Here is a 16,037-nt window from a genome sequence, read left to right as displayed (position 1 = left end):
TAAAAGCGAATAAAACTTCTGTTTTCTAATTATTTTACTTCTTCAAAATCTACATCTTCTACATTGTCTCCTTGGTCTGCACCAGCTTCTGGTTGTCCTTGAGCTTCTGCACCTGGGTTTCCTGCTTGAGCAGCTTGTTCTGCAGCATACATTTCTTCAGAAGCAGCTTTCCAAGCTTCATTAATTTTTTCCATTGCAGCATCAATTTGTGCAAGGTCTTTAGAAGCATGTGCAGCTTTTAATTCTACTAAAGCAGCTTCAATTGGTTCTTTTTTATCAGCCGATAATTTATCACCAAATTCTTTTAATTGCTTTTCTGTTTGAAAGATCATAGAATCAGCTCCATTTACTTTTTCTGCAGTTTCTTTAGCAGCCTTATCAGCATCAGCATTTGCTTCTGCATCACGTTTCATTTTTTCGATTTCTTCTTCAGATAATCCAGAAGAAGCTTCGATTCTAATTTCGTGAGATTTGTTTGTTCCTTTGTCTAAAGCAGAAACTTTAATAATACCATTGGCATCAATATCAAAAGTTACTTCAATTTGAGGCACACCTCTTTGTGCTGGTGGTAAACCATCTAAATGGAAACGACCAATTGTATTATTATCTGCAGCCATTGCTCTTTCTCCTTGTAAAACGTGAATTTCTACAGAAGGTTGATTATCTACAGCAGTTGAAAATACTTGCGATTTTTTAGTAGGAATTGTGGTGTTTGCATCAATTAATTTTGTGAAAACATTCCCCATAGTTTCAATACCTAAAGATAAAGGTGTAACGTCTAATAACAATACATCTTTTACATCACCAGTTAAAACTCCACCTTGAATAGCAGCACCTAAAGAAACAACTTCATCTGGGTTTACACCTTTACTTGGTGCTTTACCAAAGAATTTTTCTACAGCTTCTTGTATTGCAGGTATTCTAGTAGAACCACCAACTAAAATAATTTCATCAATTTCTGAAGTTGATAAATCAGCATTTTTTAATGCAGTTTTACAAGGCTCAATTGTTCTTTTGATTAAATCGTCAATTAATTGTTCAAATTTTGCTCTAGATAAAGTTCTTACCAAGTGTTTTGGGCCACTAGCAGTAGCTGTTACATAAGGTAAGTTAATTTCTGTTGATGTAGAACTAGATAATTCAATCTTTGCTTTTTCTGCAGCTTCTTTTAAACGTTGTAAAGCCATTGGGTCTTTACGTAAGTCCATGTTTTCATCTGCCTGAAACTCATCTGCTAACCAGTTAATGATTTTTTCATCAACATCATCACCACCTAAGTGTGTATCTCCATCAGTAGCTAATACTTCAAAAACACCATCACCTAATTCTAAGATAGAAACATCATGTGTACCACCACCAAAGTCAAAAACAACAATTTTTTTATCGTCATTTGCTTTGTCCATACCATAAGCTAAAGCAGCAGCAGTAGGCTCATTAATAATACGTTCTACTTTTAAACCTGCAATTTCACCAGCTTCTTTGGTAGCTTGTCTTTGAGCATCGTTAAAGTATGCAGGTACAGTAATAACTGCAGCAGATACATCAGTTCCTAAATAGTCTTCAGCAGTTTTTTTCATTTTTTGCAATACCATTGCAGAAATTTCTTGAGGTGTATATAAACGACCATCAATATCTACTCTAGGTGTGTCATTATCACCTTTAACAACTTTATAAGGTACTCTTTTTACTTCTTGTTCAGACTCAGAAAATTTGTTACCCATAAAACGTTTAATAGAATAAACAGTTTTAGTTGGGTTTGTTACTGCTTGTCTTTTTGCAGGGTCACCAATCTTACGTTCTCCACCTTCTACAAAGGCAACAATAGATGGTGTAGTTCTTTTTCCCTCAGCATTAGGAATTACAACTGGCTCATTACCTTCCATAACAGAAACACACGAGTTTGTTGTTCCTAAATCGATTCCGATTATTTTACTCATAATAATTTATTTATGTTATTTTTTTATTCAATTTTACGTTTACTATTTGTCAAAGGCTGTGCCAACTGCTTTTTACATAGAAATTGTCAGTTTTTTAAAAAAAAGACATTCATAGTTATGACAATATGACACAACTTGCAAAACATGCAACTGAACGAATTCTGTTTTACTTAACGCATTAATTTTTATATATTTGGGTAATTCATAATGAATTAAAAAGAATCTTATATTAAACATAAACAAAAAACAATGAGTAAATTTGACGAGAAAGTAGCGCAGTATTCTAAATTTATGGATGAAAAAGGACTAAAATATGATGCAGACTTATTAAAAGCTGTAACAAAAGGTTTAGGCCCATCTATTTACAAAAGAGATGCAGAAACTGTATCTGGTTCAGATGCTAAAGAATTGGCTACTGTAAAAAAGAACTTTTTAATAAAAAAGTTAGGTTTAGAAGATACACCAGCATTAGATGAAGCTATAGCAAAAGTAATTGAAGCTATTGGTAAATCTGAAAGAAGTAAATATAGAGCTGTTGTTTATTACATGTTAGCTGTTGAATTTGGTAAAGAATCTATTTATAGTTAAAATAGATCTTTATATTTAATATAAAAAATCCAACTCATTGAGTTGGATTTTTTACTTTTACAGCATAAACTTTAATTGTTTTTACGAATGTCACAATTTATTAGTGTTTTTGATATGCTTAAAATTGGTGTTGGTCCATCTAGCTCGCATACTTTAGGTCCTTGGAGAGCTGCCCAAGAATGGATTAGTAAATTGAGAACTACTAACTTGTTTGATAAAATTGATGCAGTAAAAGTAGATTTATACGGTTCTTTGTCTTTAACAGGAAAAGGACATGCTACAGATTTGGCCATTTTATTGGGTTTAAGCGAAGCTGACCCAGAATACATTCCTATAGAAGATATTGCAATTATTGTAGATCGAATTAATACCCAACAAGAAATTTATTTTAAAGGAGGTAAAAAAATACCATTTTACAAAGATGCTATTGTTTTTAATCGAGATTTTTTGCCTTTCCATTCTAATGGTGTCACCTTTAGAGGTTTTTCTGATGGCATAGAAATATCAACAGAAACGTATTATTCTATTGGAGGTGGATTTATTGTACAAGAAAACAATAATTTAGAAGAAGAAATAGAAATTAATAAAACTAATTTCCCTTATCCTATAAATCGTGCAAAACAATTAGAAGAGTATTGTGAAAAAGAAAATTTGCTAATATCTGACATCGTTTTTAAAAATGAATTAGAAATTAATTCAGCAGAAAAAATTGATGCTGAATTGCATAGAATTTGGGATACCATGTTAGAGTGCATGTACATTGGCTGCCATACAAATGGTATACTTCCTGGTGGATTAAATGTAAAACGTAGGGCTTTTGATACCCATTTAAAATTGATAAAAGATGCAGCATATACCAATCCTAAAGAATGGATTACTGCCATAAGAAGTTCTGAAGTTAAATTTAGAGAAATTTTAAAATGGGTAAGTTGCTTTGCGCTTTCTGTAAATGAAGTAAATGCAGCTTTAGGTAGAGTAGTAACAGCACCAACAAATGGAAGTGCAGGAGTTATACCAGCAGTTTTAATGTATTATTTGGTGATTGAAAATCATGATGCAGATTTTAAACAAATCAAACAATTTTTATTAACAGCTGGAGAAATTGGCAGTATTTTTAAGAAAAATGCTACAATTTCTGCAGCTATGGGTGGTTGTCAAGCAGAAATTGGTGTGTCTTCTGCTATGGCTGCAGGCGCATTAACAGAATTGTTAGGAGGCACACCTGCTCAATCTTTAGTGGCAGCAGAAATTGCTATGGAACATCATTTGGGTTTAACTTGCGATCCCATAGGAGGTTTGGTACAAGTGCCTTGTATTGAACGTAATTCTATGGGAGCAATAAAAGCGATTAATGCAGCAGAAATGGCCTTAGAAACAGATCCTAAAGAAGTAAAAGTACCATTAGACAAAGTGATTGATACCATGTGGGAAACAGCAAAAGACATGCACAAAAATTATAAAGAAACTTCTGAAGGTGGTTTAGCCATTCATGTTGGTTTGGCTGATTGTTAATTCAGTATTCAGTTGCAGTTTTCAGTTTCACATTGTAGACTGCAACTGAATACAGAGAACTTATTTTATCTAGTAAAAACCAATTCTGTATCACTAGACATTTCTTCAGAAAAACCATAACCTTCAACATTAAAACCTTTTAAATCTTCTAAAGTTTTTACGTTATTTTCTATAATATAACGTACCATATAACCTCGTGCCATTTTAGCATAAGTCATAATGGTTTTATATTGTCCGTTTTTAAAATCTTTAAAAACTGGAGTAATCATTGGTACTTTTAAAACTTTTTTTGGCACAGCTTTAAAGTATTCTGTACTTGCTAAATTTATGAGTAATTCATCATCTTCTAATTCATCATTTAAAGATTTAGCTAAAGTGTCATCCCAAAATTTATATAAATTATCCCTTCTACCAACTTTTAATTTTGTACCCATTTCTAATCTGTAAGGTTGTATTAAATCTAAAGGTTTTAGTAAACCATATAAACCCGATAAAATTCGTAATCGATCTTGTAACAAAGGCAATTTTTCTTCTTCCAAAGAATTTACATCAATACCTTGAAAAACGGCACCTGTAAAGGCATAAATAGCTTGTTTTGCATTTTGTGGTGTAAATGGTGTTTGCCATTCTTGGTTACGTTGATAATTTAATCTTGCTAAATCATCAGAAATAGACATTAAATCTGATAACTTATTTTTAGAAAGTGTTTTTAGTTTTTTGTTTAGTTTTTCAGATTGCTCTAAAAAACGAGGTTGTGTATGTAAACTTGTAGGCACTTTACTTTCAAAATCTAAAGATTTTGCTGGAGATATAATGATTTTCATTTGTTTCTATTTTACTACTGTAAAAATACTAATGATTCTAAAATACCTAAAACAATGTTATCAATTTATATTGATAAAACTATTACAAAAATTGATGCAATTTTCTATTTCGACTTTTTTGTAATTAAAATCCAAACTATTTCATTTATATTGGGTCTAATGATTACAATTAACCAAAAATAACTTGAGTAAAGACGCTGAACTTGTAAAAAAGTTGAAGAATCCTGCACTAAAAGAAAAAGCTTTTAGTGAGTTGCTTAACGTCTATCAAGAACGTTTGTATTGGCATATCAGAAAAATTGTGGGAACGCACGAAAATGCAGATGATGTGTTGCAGAACACCTTTATCAGAATTTATAAAAGTATTTCTAAGTTTCAAGAAAAGAGTAGTTTACATACTTGGATGTATAGAATTGCCTATAATGAGTCTATTCGTTTTTTAGACAAAAACAAGAAAAGAACTCATCAAAATATAGAAACGGTTGCAGAAACTACTTTGCAAGTTTTGTTTGAGGATGAATATTTTGATGGTGATGAAATTCAGAAAAAATTAAACACCATAATAAACGGATTTAAAGAAAAACAAAAACGGGTTTTTCAAATGAAATATTTCGATGATTTAAGTTTTAGGCAGATTTCCGAAATTTTAGATGTCTCTGAAAGTACACTAAAATCTACTTATTATGCTGCTGTAAAAATTATTGAGCAAAAAATATTTTTATAAATTAAAACTAATTAGAGTTATCTAGGTCTAATCAATAGAATATGAAAAAGTCAACAGAAAATAATAAACAAAAAAACTTTTTAAAAGAAAGTTTGCAAAATGATGTTTCTAAACATCATGAAGCCTATTTAGGAACAACTGTACCTGATAATTACTTTGCAAAATCGAAACTGTCTATTTTAGAGCAAATAAAAGAAGAAGCTAAAAAAGAAGAAAAACCTAAAAAACAATTGGTTTTCTATTTACAACCACAATTTAAATATATTGCTGCAGCTTCAATCGTTTTTCTTTTAAGTATTACTGTTTGGCTACAAAATAGCAACAATTCAAATGTAATTAATGAACCTAATCTAGAAGAATTTGCTTTTTCAGATGATGTTTTAATCAACGCTTTATTTGTAGAAGATTCAGAACTAGATGCGTTTACAGAAGCCACATTATTTAATGAAGTGGTTATTAAAGCAGAACTTACTGAACAAAAAATGGACAATTTAATTTTAAATACTTTAATAGTAGAAGACTCATTATTAGATGATTATATAGATGATGAATTGCTGAAAACCATCATTTTGTAAAAAAAAATAAAAATTTTTTCAAACTATTTTAAAATTTGTAGTTCTAACTAAATAGTAACAAAAAATAATTAAAAACTAAAATTATGAAGATCACTATTTCTAAAGAAAACGTTTTAAAATCGAGTATTCTATTTTTTACAATAACTGCGTTTATTTTATCGGCATTATTATTTACTTCTTGTTCAGATTCTGAAGATGATGAAATTGTAGTTGATGATGAAGAATTAATAGAAAAAATTGAAAGTGCAGAAAAAACTACAGTAGAAGAAGCAAGTTTACCATCAGCAACAACATCAACATTAAATGGAGATTTAGCAGACACGTATGTAGAAACTGTACAATTGGCTACAAACCTAGGGTATCAAGTTTCTTTAATTTCAGACAACCTTTCTTTAGAAGATACAAAAAGTGTTGTTTACTTTAGTTTACAAGGCAGACAATTGAGTAGTAAAAGCTTTAAAAGAGCTAAATTTAGAAGTAAATGTTTCGAGTTTGTGTATCCTATTATTTTAATTATGCCAGATGATTCTTCTATTACTTTAAATAGTGAAGACGAATGGAGTTTAAAGAAAGATTGGTATGCTGCAAACCCAGATGCTACAGAAAGACCAGAATTGGTGTATCCTGTAGATGTAACTTTAGAAGATGGTACTGTACAAACCTTATTAGATAGTGATGAGTTAACTACTGTAAGATCTTCTTGTAAAAGTGGCAAAGACAAAAGAAAATGTTTTAAATTGGTATTGCCTGTAAGTTTTACAATGGAAGATGGAACAGTGATTGAAGTTACAGAGAGATCTGATTATAAATTGATAAGAGAATGGAAAAAAGCAAATCCAGATTCAACTGTAAAGCCAGCTAAAATTTTTCCATTAGATATTGAATATAGAGATGGTACAATTGCAACAATAGAAGACGAAACTGCTTACGAAACTGCAAAAGACAGTTGTTCAATTTAATTTGTAAATTTGTACTTTAGATTTTTTGCAGTGTAAATAATAAAAATGGAATTAAAAAACATCATATTAATAGTTAGCTTTTTAGGTTTGATGCTATTTAATACAACACTTTTTGCGCAAGATTCTAATTATAATTTGATTCAAAAGGAGCTTACCCAAAAGCAAATCGATTTGTTGCAGAAAGAAAGAGAAGTTATGAAAACAAATCGCGAGGCTTTTAAAGCATCTTTAACCACAGAACAATTGGCTATTTTAAAAGATAAATCCATTTCTAAAATAGAAATGAGACAACGTTTGGTAGCTACTTTTACTGATGATCAAAAAAAAATGGTTCAGAATCAGCAGATTCGTTTAAGAAAAACTAGAGAAAGTTTTAGAAAGACGTTAACTAGCGAGCAAAGAAAAATGCTAAAAGAACGAATAAATAAAATCAAAAATTCTAAAGATCGAGGAGAATTGAAAAATGGACCAAGAATAAATAACGAAAAAAATAAAAAAGTTAGAAATTGGAGGGATTAACTTTTGGCTATTTATGGTGCATTTATATCAAGGATTAAAGACAACTTTACAAATCTATGGGTTGCTATTTTTTTCAATAGCAACCTCTTTTTGTTCTTACACACAAGATAAAAATTCAGAAGATTTTAATGATATAGATAGCTTAATAGATGAACTTTTTTTTAACGATCAACAGTTTTTAGACGAACTCTTAGAAAGCCAATTATCTTATAATTTCTTATACACTTCTTTGTCTTACAGCAGCAATACTTTTTTTTCGGGTAGAGATTTTGGTACAGATCAATTTAATTTAATTCCGCAAGTTTCATATTATCATTCTTCTGGTTTTATTGCCAGTATTTCAGGGATTTATTATCAAAAATTTGCCCCAAGTTGGGATTTTACAAGCTTTTCTTTAGGTTACTTTAATACCATAGGTAAAGCTAAAAAGGTTAGTTATAATCTTGGTTATACCCGTTTTTTGTATTCTGATGGTTACAATGCTTTTACCAATTCTTTTGATCTTAGTTTAGGACTTAGAAACACCAAAAGAACTTTAGGCACAATATTAACACTGTCTTATATTTTTGGAACAGACAAATCGTATCAAATGGTATCTAATACATTTGCCAACATCACTTTAAAAAGAACATCAAATTTTGCCTTAAGATTTAAACCAAATATTAGTTTTATTCTTGCCAATCAGAATATTACTTTTAATGTACCTACAAGAACATATTTAAGTTATCAAACCGTAACATATACCCAAGAAATCTTTGATTTATTAAATACACAAATCTCTTTTTCAGTTTCGCTTTCTACCAATTCTTGGGATTTTGAGTTGGGTTATAATTTAAATTTACCCAAAGAATTTAACAACGAAATTGACTTAAGTACAACAGGTTTTTTTAATCTATCTATAGGTTATATGTTAGAGTTAAACAAAAAACGATAATTTATTTTACTTTTTACAAATTAATAAATGATAAAAATATACCTAATAATTGTATAATTAATCGTAATATTGCAATAAATAAATATATTAGAATGGGTTTAACTAAATCAGAAATTTTTACAGACGAACAAAATGAAATTGCAGCTATTGCAAAGGTATTAGGCCACCCAGCAAGAATTGCTATTTTAGATTATATTATAAAATTAAAAAGTTGTGTTTGTGGCGATTTAGTAAAAGAAATAGGTTTGGCACAACCCACTATTTCTCAGCATTTAAAAGAATTAAAAAAAGTAGGAATTTTAAAAGGCACAATAGAAGGTACAAGTGTTTGTTATTGTATAGACGATAAAAAATGGAAAGAAATTAATACCAAATTGAGTCTGTTTTTAAATAAAAATCCTACAGAAACTTGTTGTTAAATTAAAAAAAGAAGAAAAATTATGAAATTATCAGAAATTAAGAATCATTTGCAAAGTTTAAAAACTATTGGTTTTCAGTTGCCAAATGGCGATTTAGTTCCTGCTCATTTTCACGTAACAGAAGTGGGGAGAATTACCAAAGATTTTATAGATTGTGGTGGTAAAGTAAGAAGCGAAACCGTTATTAATTTTCAACTTTGGGAAGAAAATGATTACGACCACAGATTGCATCCAGAGAAATTATTAAAAATTATTGAATTGTCTGAGCGTATTTTTAAGTTCGAAGATTTAGAAATAGAAGTAGAATACCAAGGTAAAGAAACCATTGGTAAATACAATTTAGACTTTGATGGTAAAAACTTTTTATTAACCTCAAAAATTACTGCTTGTTTGGCTTTAGATGCTTGTGGAATTCCAGAAGCAAAACCAAAAGTTAAATTGTCAGAAATTCAAAACTCTTGTTGCAGCCCAAGTTCTGGTTGTTGTTAATAAAGAAATGTAAATTCTAAATTAATTTATCGTAGAAAACATAAAAAAAGCTTCAAGAAATTGAAGCTTTTTAAGTCAAGAATAATAAATTTTACATCGAATAGAAAAATTGCTCAGTTGCAATTTTACCATCTTCTACACTAAAAACGCAAACTTCTTCCATTTGTTGTCTTCCTCTACTTTTAAATGTTACATCAAAAGCCATTTTACTAGAAAAATGTTTACCAGCTATTAAAGGTTCAGAAATTTCATTACTATGAAATTCAATAACATCATCTAACCATTGTTTGCTTTTTTCTAAAACATTTTGTTTGCCAGAAACAACTTCGCCATAAGGTACGCCTGGCATTTCTTTACTAACAATATTATCGGCATATAATTCTTCTATACATTCTAAATTTTTACCTTCTAAACACATTTGTTTCCATTTATTTGCAACTTCTAAAGTATTCATAATTTTAAGTTTTTAGTGATTGCTTAAAGTTATAAAAAATTGAAATACAAATTATTAAATAAATGTTAGTTTTATTGATTTAAAATTAAATCGCAATTTTTAAGCACACAAGCTTATTAAGAAACAGCTTCTTTGTATACTTTTAAGCAACGTTCTCTAGCCAATTTATGATCTACAATTTCTTTAGCGTAGGTTAATTCTTCAAATTCTGGCACCCATTTTTTTATGTATTGCAAATCTTTGTCAAACTTTTTAATTTGAGTTGTAGGATTAAATATTCTAAAATAAGGTGATGCATCAACTCCAGAACCAGCAACCCATTGCCAATTACCAACATTACTTGCCATTTCATAATCGTGTAATTTTTCTGCAAAATAAGCTTCACCCCATTTCCAATCGATTAATAAATGTTTGCATAAAAAACTACCCACTAGCATACGCACTCTGTTGTGCATAAATCCAGTTTTATTTAATTCTCGCATACCAGCATCAACCAAAGGATAACCAGTTTTTCCTTTACACCAAGCTTTGAATTCGGCTTCGTTATTTCTCCAAATAATTCGATCGTATTTGGGTTTAAAACTAGCATTTACGGTATGTGGAAAATGCCAAAGAATTTGCATAAAAAATTCTCTCCAAATTAATTCTTTTAAAAAAGTAATATTATTACTGTTGCTGGCTTTTTCTACTATTTTTCTGATGCTAACAGTACCAAATCGTAAATGTGTTCCTAATTTTGATGTTGCATCTTTTGCTGGGTAATTTCTAGTTTCTTCATAATTATCTATCAATTGTTTAGAAACTTTATAAGAGGTAACTTTTATATTAGATTTTGTAAAACCAATATCAGATAAACTTAAAAAAGGGTGATTTTCATTTTTGATAAAATTGCCTAATTTTTCTTCTGATGGATAAAATTGAAGTCCTTTAAACTCAAACGCTTCTAGCCATTTTTTAGAATAAGGTGTGTAAACTTTGTAAGGTGTTCCATCTTGTTTTACAATTTCATTTCTTTCAAAAATTACTTGATCTTTATAAGTATTAAAATCAATTTCTTTTGATGCTAAAAAATCTTTAATCTCTGCATCTCTTTTTGTAGCATAAGGTTCATAATCGTGGTTTGTAAAAACAGCCTCAATATTATATTTATCTGATAATTCTTGATAAATTTCTTTTGGTTTTCCATAAAAAATAGCCAAAGAACTTCCTACTTTTTTTAATTGATTATTAATGTTTTCTAACTCTTGATGAATAAAAGTAACTCGAGAATCATTAGAAGGAAGTTTAGAAAGAATATCATCATCAAAAATGAAAATTGGAAGTACTTGTTTACCAGAATTTAAAGCGTGATATAATCCGCAGTTATCCTCTAAACGTAAATCTCTACGAAACCAAAAAATATTTATTAAATTTTCCATTTTAATAATTGTCAATTTTTTTAAAGAAAATTAATCTTCTGTAAACTCGCCAAAAAGTGCTGTTAACTTTTCTTGTCTGTAATTAAATATTTCTTCCAATTTTGGTTTAACCAAAAAAGGATGTACCAGTTGTCCTAAAATACCAAAAGGCACTTTATAATGGATTATGTCTTCGAATTCTACACCGCCTTTAACTTCTTTAATAAAATGTTTATGATCCCATAAAGCATAAGGCCCATACAATTGCTCATCTACAAAGTAATCTTTTTCTTTAACTTGTGTAATTTTTGAAACCCATTTGGTTTTAATTCCGAAAAGTGGCGTAACAATATATTCTATAATTTGGCCAGCATATAAAGGTCTGTCTGCACCAGAAGCAATGTTAAAACCCATATAATCTGGTGTAATAATTTTAAGATTTTTAGGGTTAGATAAAAAATCCCAAGCTTTGTCTAAAGTTATTGGGAATTTTTGCTTTCTATGGAAGGTGTAGATTTTCATAATCTTTATTTGTAAACAGGTTTTATTTGGGTAGAATTTTCTTTTGTGATGTTGTCATTAATACAATCCCAAAGATGAATTCTTTTTAAAAGCGATTGTTGCGCAACAATATTAGCACTTTCCCATTTTTTAGAATCATTACCACAAAGTTCTGCAACCATTTTTAGAGAAAGTGGTCCATGTTCATCTCCATCCAATTCTATATGGCGTTCTAAATAATATTTTAATTTATTGTAAGTTTTGTTTTCGGCATCAGCATTTTTTAAGATTTCGATAAATAAATCAGGAATAATATCTTCTCTACCAAATGTAAATGCAGCTGCAATAAGATGCGGTTCTTTTGTTTCGATGATAGAAAATGTAAATTTTACAAAGTCTACAATTCTTTTGTCTATTTCTATATGATTTAAAGCATAAAAAACAGAGTTTCCAGCTTTTAATAAATTTATAAAATTAAAAATATTTGTGGTATTTGCTCCCATTTGATGCATGGCATCAACGTACATTTCATAATGACTTTTTGCTTCACCAAGTTCGTTAACATCACTTTCTTCTCCATGAACAATTTCGTTGATAAATCTCGATAAAGTTGGATTTTTAGGAGGTGTCCAAGGTACTTGAACATTGGTTAAATGGTTTTGCAAACTTTTTAAGAGAGACATAAAATCCCAGACAGCAAAAACGTGATGCTCCATAAAAACCTGAATATCATTAACAGTATTTAAATTTTTATAAAGATCGTGATTTTGAAGCTGAAGCCTCAAATTTTGTATATTATGTTCTATGTTTTCAATTTCTTTCATAAAGTAGTTGGTGTCTAATTATGGATAAAAATATAAAGATTCAAAGAGGTAGCAATGCACAACCAAATGATATATGGCAAGAGTAAATATTTAAAATTATTCACTTTTTTACTCCATTTAAAAAAATAGATAAATAGGAGAGAAGTTAATAAAACAATAGTTACTAAACCTAATAAATTAAGGTGTTTGTTAAAGAATATGTAGTTCCAACTTACGTTTAAAATAAATTGTAAAATAAATACAATTTTCATTTTTAGTGTATTTTCTGCGCTAAAGAGTTTTGCCAAATAGACAGAGAAAAAAATCATAATTGTTGTCCAAGCCACACCAAAAACCCAGCCTGGAGGTGTCCAAGGAGCTTGGTTTAAATTGGTGTACCATTCTGTCATTGGTCCATTATTCATTAACCAGCTACCAATGGCCAAACCACCAAAATTAATTACTAAAAATAAAAAAGTAAGTTTTATTAGTTTCATATTTATTTGGCTTGTAAAGCTTCTATTTTCTTTAAGAGATTGTCTGCTTCTAAATATTTTTGATCGCTATCACTTCTGTTAACAGATTGTAATTTATAAGCTTCTTCCATCAACTTTTTATAGTTATCTTGAAGCTTTTCTAATTCCGTTTTCTTTTTAAATAATCCAAACATTTTAGGTAAAGTGTTTTGTAATTTTAGTACTAAGAGGTTTTGTAATCGAAAAATAATAATCAATTAATTTACCTTCTGGAGAAACGATATATTTTTGAAAGTTCCATTTTACTGAAGAACTTTTTGTATCGTTAAAATCTTTTTTAGTAAGCCAAGAATATAGTGGATGTTGGTTAATTCCCTTTACATCAATTTTTTCAGTAATTAAAAAAGATACTCCATAGTTTACTTGGCAAAATTGTTGAATTTCTTCTGATGATCCTGGTTCTTGACTTCCAAATTGGTTACAAGGAACACCAATAACAACTAACTTATCTTTGTAAGTTTGATGTAGTTTTTCTAATTCTTTATATTGAGGTGTAAAACCGCATTTAGAAGCCACATTTACAAATAAAATGTGTTTCCCTTTAAAATCAGATAATTGTATAGGATTATTTTGGAGATCATTGATCTCTATATTATAAATATCAGTCATAAATGTAAATGTTGTTATATTTTAAAGCTTACAATTCCACAGTCTAATTCAAAAATTTGACCAGAAATGGATTTTGCTTTATCAGAAATTAAAAAAGTAGCAAGATCTGCCACTTCATCTGGAGCTAAGAATTTTTTAAGAGGATGACGTTCTTTGATACTTTCTATTAAACGTTCGTTTCGTAATAATTTTGCAGCTAAATCTGTGTCTGTAACAGTAGGTGCAATTGCGTTAACACGAATTGTAGGTGCAAATTCTGCACCTAAAGATTTTGTAAGACCTTCTACAGCAGATTTTGCTGCTGCTACACTTGCATGAAAAGGCATACCTAATTTGGCTGCAACTGTACTGAATAATAAAATAGAAGGATGATTTCCTTTTTTTAAAGCAGGTAAATAGTTTTGAATTGCTTTTACAGCACCAATTACATTAATTTCAAAATCGCTTCTAAAATCGTCTAATTGTAATCTAGAAATTGGTTTTAAATTGATGCTACCAGGACAATAGATTAAAGTATCTATTTCATCTATATTTGGTAAATCATCTGTAAGAATATCACACGAATAGTGTGTTAAATTATTGTGAGGCTGCAAAGGTGCAGTTCTGCTTAAATTAATTATTTTGCTTGTATTAATTAAGGCTTTGATAATTGAATTACCAATTCCTTTGCTTCCTCCAATAATTAAAATTTTATTCATTTGCTTTAAGGTCTTCCTTTCAAGCGCTTTTCAATTTTTTGTTTAACTGCAGTTAAGCGCTTCATTAGATCCATAATTTCTGGATCTTTTTCTAATTTATAAACTTCGTTAAGCTCTAATATTAAAGCTTTTACCTCTCTAGAGGCTAAAATACGATCACTTGTTGTTTTAAATGAGAATTTTCTATTCTCAAATTCTACAGCTCTTTCTAATAAATTCATTCTTTCGTTTCTCTCTTTTTATCTAATTTGGCAATATAAATATAAAAGTTAGAACTGCAAGAATAATATGAAAAATATTATGCTGCTGTTAATGGTTTCCCTTTTAAACGTTTTTCTATTCTTTGTTTAATAGCGGTTAAACGTTTCATAATATCCATTATGTTTTTGTCTTTATTTTTTTTGTAAATTTCATTTAAACTTAAAATTAAAGACTTTGCTTCTCTTGCTGCTAAGATTCTGTCGCTTGTAGTTGGGAATCTCATTTTTCTTTTTTCGAATTCTAATGCTTTGTCAATAAGTTCCATAACTTAATATTTTAATGTGTTTTGTAGTTCGATTATTTTATCTTGATTGTTAAATGTACCACCAAAGTAAGAGGTTACTGTGGATGATGTATCATCTTTAATTCCTCTAGATGATACGCATAGATGTTTTGCATCGATAATTACGGCAACATCTTCTGTTTCTAAAATACTTTTTAACTCTTCTGCAATTTGGTTGGTTAAGCGTTCTTGTACTTGAGGTCTTTTGGCATAATATTGTACAATTCTATTTAGTTTAGAAAGGCCAATCACTTTACCAGAAGAAACATAAGCAACATGTGCTTTACCAATTATTGGTACAAAATGATGCTCGCAATTAGAGTAAAAAGTAATATTTTTTTCTACCAACATTTGGTTGTATTGGTATTTATTATCAAACAATGCAACTTTTGGTTTGTTGGCAGGATTTAATCCTGAGAAAATTTCATCAATATACATTTTGGCTACTCTTTCTGGTGTACCTCTCAAAGAATCGTCTTGTAAATCTAACCCCATAACATCCATAATTTCAGAAAATAGCCCTGTAATTTTAGCTTTCTTTTCTGTGTCAGAAAGTACAAAAGCATCTTTTTTCATTGGTGTTTCTAAACCTGTGTATAAATGATCGTCTCCAATTTCTTCGAACGAAAACCCATTTAATTTTTGGTCTGTTTGTTTCTCTTTTAATACTACTTCTGAAATCATAATTTGTCTTTTTAATGTGCTGTCTTTAAGTACTCTAATCTTAAAAGCAAAGCACTAGTTATCTTTTTGCTATAGAGTTGTTTGATATTGATTTTTGTCTAGAACATTTAAACCTACCTTTGGTAAAAGTTCTTAATTTTTCGTGTTTTGTTTTTCTTCCTTGTACTCTTTGCCTCCACATTTTAAAACTAGAAGGCTTCATTTCTTTTCGCATTAAATCAATTACTTCTTGTTCTTTTAATCCGAATTGAAAATGTATGGCTTCAAAAGTTGTTCTGTCTTCCCAAGCCATCTCTATTACTCTATCAATTGCTATTCCATCTAACTTCAT

At 29.5% G+C, this 16,037-nt stretch carries 23 protein-coding genes; 9 read left to right on the top strand and 14 right to left on the bottom strand.

Annotation, left to right across the window (positions count from 1 at the left end):
* Positions 1-29 precede the first annotated feature (29 nt).
* Positions 30-1,937: a molecular chaperone DnaK gene (dnaK, locus tag ACWYN7_RS13565; protein ID WP_462860514.1), complete on the bottom strand. Its 1,908-nt coding sequence runs from the start codon at positions 1,935-1,937 to the stop codon at positions 30-32.
* A gap of 249 nt (positions 1,938-2,186) precedes the next feature.
* Here dnaK and ACWYN7_RS13560 point away from each other — a divergent pair, with 249 nt between their 5' ends.
* Together ACWYN7_RS13560 and ACWYN7_RS13555 are read left to right on the top strand one after the other, a co-directional pair.
* The gene (locus ACWYN7_RS13560; RefSeq protein ID WP_462860513.1) at positions 2,187-2,525 is read left to right on the top strand and encodes a DUF2853 family protein; all 339 of its coding nucleotides are present in this window, start codon (positions 2,187-2,189) and stop codon (positions 2,523-2,525) included.
* An 87-nt stretch (positions 2,526-2,612) separates the two neighbouring features.
* Positions 2,613-4,037 carry an L-serine ammonia-lyase gene (locus tag ACWYN7_RS13555; protein ID WP_462860512.1) on the top strand — a complete coding sequence of 475 codons (1,425 nt, stop codon included), beginning with the start codon at positions 2,613-2,615 and terminating at the stop codon, positions 4,035-4,037.
* 65 nt (positions 4,038-4,102) lie between these two features.
* Here the strand turns inward: ACWYN7_RS13555 and yaaA are convergent, their stop codons facing one another.
* Positions 4,103-4,861 carry a peroxide stress protein YaaA gene (gene yaaA, locus ACWYN7_RS13550; RefSeq protein WP_462860511.1) on the bottom strand — a complete coding sequence of 253 codons (759 nt, stop codon included), beginning with the start codon at positions 4,859-4,861 and terminating at the stop codon, positions 4,103-4,105.
* 214 nt (positions 4,862-5,075) lie between these two features.
* On the opposite strand from yaaA, the gene ACWYN7_RS13545 reads away from it, so the two are divergent.
* The 7 genes from ACWYN7_RS13545 (at position 5,076) to ACWYN7_RS13515 (ending at position 9,480) form a co-directional block, all read left to right on the top strand.
* Positions 5,076-5,585 (top strand): RNA polymerase sigma factor, encoded by a 510-nt coding sequence (locus tag ACWYN7_RS13545; RefSeq protein ID WP_462860510.1) that lies wholly within the window; start codon positions 5,076-5,078, stop codon positions 5,583-5,585.
* 41 nt (positions 5,586-5,626) lie between these two features.
* A complete protein-coding gene (locus tag ACWYN7_RS13540) occupies positions 5,627-6,160 on the top strand; it encodes a hypothetical protein (protein ID WP_462860509.1) in 534 nt (177 codons plus the stop codon).
* 83 nt (positions 6,161-6,243) lie between these two features.
* Positions 6,244-7,119 (top strand): hypothetical protein, encoded by an 876-nt coding sequence (locus tag ACWYN7_RS13535; RefSeq protein ID WP_462860508.1) that lies wholly within the window; start codon positions 6,244-6,246, stop codon positions 7,117-7,119.
* A 45-nt stretch (positions 7,120-7,164) separates the two neighbouring features.
* Positions 7,165-7,638 (top strand): hypothetical protein, encoded by a 474-nt coding sequence (locus ACWYN7_RS13530; RefSeq protein WP_462860507.1) that lies wholly within the window; start codon positions 7,165-7,167, stop codon positions 7,636-7,638.
* A gap of 13 nt (positions 7,639-7,651) precedes the next feature.
* Positions 7,652-8,572 (top strand): hypothetical protein, encoded by a 921-nt coding sequence (locus ACWYN7_RS13525; protein WP_462860506.1) that lies wholly within the window; start codon positions 7,652-7,654, stop codon positions 8,570-8,572.
* A gap of 92 nt (positions 8,573-8,664) precedes the next feature.
* Positions 8,665-8,991, top strand: a complete 327-nt coding sequence (locus ACWYN7_RS13520; protein WP_462860505.1) for an ArsR/SmtB family transcription factor — start codon at positions 8,665-8,667, stop codon at positions 8,989-8,991.
* 21 nt (positions 8,992-9,012) lie between these two features.
* Positions 9,013-9,480: a DUF6428 family protein gene (locus ACWYN7_RS13515; protein ID WP_462860504.1), complete on the top strand. Its 468-nt coding sequence runs from the start codon at positions 9,013-9,015 to the stop codon at positions 9,478-9,480.
* Positions 9,481-9,571: 91 nt separating this feature from the next.
* Here the strand turns inward: ACWYN7_RS13515 and ACWYN7_RS13510 are convergent, their stop codons facing one another.
* The 12 genes from ACWYN7_RS13510 to ACWYN7_RS13455 form a co-directional block, all read right to left on the bottom strand.
* Positions 9,572-9,934: a SnoaL-like domain-containing protein gene (locus ACWYN7_RS13510; RefSeq protein WP_462860503.1), complete on the bottom strand. Its 363-nt coding sequence runs from the start codon at positions 9,932-9,934 to the stop codon at positions 9,572-9,574.
* A gap of 116 nt (positions 9,935-10,050) precedes the next feature.
* A complete protein-coding gene (locus tag ACWYN7_RS13505; RefSeq protein ID WP_462860502.1) occupies positions 10,051-11,352 on the bottom strand; it encodes a cryptochrome/photolyase family protein in 1,302 nt (433 codons plus the stop codon).
* Positions 11,353-11,382: 30 nt separating this feature from the next.
* Complete coding sequence (locus tag ACWYN7_RS13500; protein WP_462860501.1) at positions 11,383-11,853, bottom strand: SRPBCC family protein; 471 nt, start codon at positions 11,851-11,853, stop codon at positions 11,383-11,385.
* Between the two features lie 5 nt (positions 11,854-11,858).
* On the bottom strand, positions 11,859-12,656 hold the full coding sequence (locus tag ACWYN7_RS13495; protein WP_462860500.1) for a DUF3050 domain-containing protein: 798 nt from the start codon (positions 12,654-12,656) through the stop codon (positions 11,859-11,861).
* A 14-nt stretch (positions 12,657-12,670) separates the two neighbouring features.
* On the bottom strand, positions 12,671-13,132 hold the full coding sequence (locus ACWYN7_RS13490; RefSeq protein ID WP_462860499.1) for a TspO/MBR family protein: 462 nt from the start codon (positions 13,130-13,132) through the stop codon (positions 12,671-12,673).
* A gap of 2 nt (positions 13,133-13,134) precedes the next feature.
* Positions 13,135-13,305, bottom strand: coding sequence for a Lacal_2735 family protein (locus ACWYN7_RS13485; protein WP_462860498.1), 171 nt, complete (start codon positions 13,303-13,305; stop codon positions 13,135-13,137).
* Position 13,306: 1 nt separating this feature from the next.
* Complete coding sequence (locus tag ACWYN7_RS13480) at positions 13,307-13,780, bottom strand: glutathione peroxidase (RefSeq protein WP_462860497.1); 474 nt, start codon at positions 13,778-13,780, stop codon at positions 13,307-13,309.
* 14 nt (positions 13,781-13,794) lie between these two features.
* The gene (locus ACWYN7_RS13475) at positions 13,795-14,478 is read right to left on the bottom strand and encodes an SDR family NAD(P)-dependent oxidoreductase (RefSeq protein ID WP_462860496.1); all 684 of its coding nucleotides are present in this window, start codon (positions 14,476-14,478) and stop codon (positions 13,795-13,797) included.
* Positions 14,479-14,483: 5 nt separating this feature from the next.
* On the bottom strand, positions 14,484-14,699 hold the full coding sequence (locus ACWYN7_RS13470) for a hypothetical protein (RefSeq protein WP_462860495.1): 216 nt from the start codon (positions 14,697-14,699) through the stop codon (positions 14,484-14,486).
* Between the two features lie 77 nt (positions 14,700-14,776).
* Complete coding sequence (locus ACWYN7_RS13465) at positions 14,777-15,004, bottom strand: hypothetical protein (RefSeq protein ID WP_462860494.1); 228 nt, start codon at positions 15,002-15,004, stop codon at positions 14,777-14,779.
* Positions 15,005-15,007: 3 nt separating this feature from the next.
* Positions 15,008-15,706 carry a GTP cyclohydrolase I FolE gene (gene folE / locus ACWYN7_RS13460; RefSeq protein WP_462860493.1) on the bottom strand — a complete coding sequence of 233 codons (699 nt, stop codon included), beginning with the start codon at positions 15,704-15,706 and terminating at the stop codon, positions 15,008-15,010.
* Positions 15,707-15,764: 58 nt separating this feature from the next.
* The gene (locus ACWYN7_RS13455; protein ID WP_462860492.1) at positions 15,765-16,037 is read right to left on the bottom strand and encodes a TIGR03643 family protein; all 273 of its coding nucleotides are present in this window, start codon (positions 16,035-16,037) and stop codon (positions 15,765-15,767) included.

The sequence above is a fragment of the Polaribacter sp. M10 genome (assembly GCF_054968445.1).
This window is presented reverse-complemented; position numbering and strand designations above follow the sequence as displayed.

Excerpts from the sequence above, each read along its gene's own strand:
- dnaK (WP_462860514.1), bottom strand. The coding sequence starts at position 1,937 with ATGAGTAAAATAATCGGAATCGATTTAGGAACAACAAACTCGTGTGTT.
- ACWYN7_RS13560 (WP_462860513.1), top strand. The coding sequence starts at position 2,187 with ATGAGTAAATTTGACGAGAAAGTAGCGCAGTATTCTAAATTTATGGAT.
- ACWYN7_RS13555 (WP_462860512.1), top strand. The coding sequence starts at position 2,613 with ATGTCACAATTTATTAGTGTTTTTGATATGCTTAAAATTGGTGTTGGT.
- yaaA (WP_462860511.1), bottom strand. The coding sequence starts at position 4,861 with ATGAAAATCATTATATCTCCAGCAAAATCTTTAGATTTTGAAAGTAAA.
- ACWYN7_RS13540 (WP_462860509.1), top strand. The coding sequence starts at position 5,627 with ATGAAAAAGTCAACAGAAAATAATAAACAAAAAAACTTTTTAAAAGAA.
- ACWYN7_RS13535 (WP_462860508.1), top strand. The coding sequence starts at position 6,244 with ATGAAGATCACTATTTCTAAAGAAAACGTTTTAAAATCGAGTATTCTA.
- ACWYN7_RS13530 (WP_462860507.1), top strand. The coding sequence starts at position 7,165 with ATGGAATTAAAAAACATCATATTAATAGTTAGCTTTTTAGGTTTGATG.
- ACWYN7_RS13525 (WP_462860506.1), top strand. The coding sequence starts at position 7,652 with ATGGTGCATTTATATCAAGGATTAAAGACAACTTTACAAATCTATGGG.
- ACWYN7_RS13520 (WP_462860505.1), top strand. The coding sequence starts at position 8,665 with ATGGGTTTAACTAAATCAGAAATTTTTACAGACGAACAAAATGAAATT.
- ACWYN7_RS13515 (WP_462860504.1), top strand. The coding sequence starts at position 9,013 with ATGAAATTATCAGAAATTAAGAATCATTTGCAAAGTTTAAAAACTATT.
- ACWYN7_RS13510 (WP_462860503.1), bottom strand. The coding sequence starts at position 9,934 with ATGAATACTTTAGAAGTTGCAAATAAATGGAAACAAATGTGTTTAGAA.
- ACWYN7_RS13505 (WP_462860502.1), bottom strand. The coding sequence starts at position 11,352 with ATGGAAAATTTAATAAATATTTTTTGGTTTCGTAGAGATTTACGTTTA.
- ACWYN7_RS13500 (WP_462860501.1), bottom strand. The coding sequence starts at position 11,853 with ATGAAAATCTACACCTTCCATAGAAAGCAAAAATTCCCAATAACTTTA.
- ACWYN7_RS13495 (WP_462860500.1), bottom strand. The coding sequence starts at position 12,656 with ATGAAAGAAATTGAAAACATAGAACATAATATACAAAATTTGAGGCTT.
- ACWYN7_RS13490 (WP_462860499.1), bottom strand. The coding sequence starts at position 13,132 with ATGAAACTAATAAAACTTACTTTTTTATTTTTAGTAATTAATTTTGGT.
- ACWYN7_RS13485 (WP_462860498.1), bottom strand. The coding sequence starts at position 13,305 with ATGTTTGGATTATTTAAAAAGAAAACGGAATTAGAAAAGCTTCAAGAT.
- ACWYN7_RS13480 (WP_462860497.1), bottom strand. The coding sequence starts at position 13,780 with ATGACTGATATTTATAATATAGAGATCAATGATCTCCAAAATAATCCT.
- ACWYN7_RS13475 (WP_462860496.1), bottom strand. The coding sequence starts at position 14,478 with ATGAATAAAATTTTAATTATTGGAGGAAGCAAAGGAATTGGTAATTCA.
- ACWYN7_RS13470 (WP_462860495.1), bottom strand. The coding sequence starts at position 14,699 with ATGAATTTATTAGAAAGAGCTGTAGAATTTGAGAATAGAAAATTCTCA.
- ACWYN7_RS13465 (WP_462860494.1), bottom strand. The coding sequence starts at position 15,004 with ATGGAACTTATTGACAAAGCATTAGAATTCGAAAAAAGAAAAATGAGA.
- folE (WP_462860493.1), bottom strand. The coding sequence starts at position 15,706 with ATGATTTCAGAAGTAGTATTAAAAGAGAAACAAACAGACCAAAAATTA.
- ACWYN7_RS13455 (WP_462860492.1), bottom strand. The coding sequence starts at position 16,037 with ATGAAGTTAGATGGAATAGCAATTGATAGAGTAATAGAGATGGCTTGG.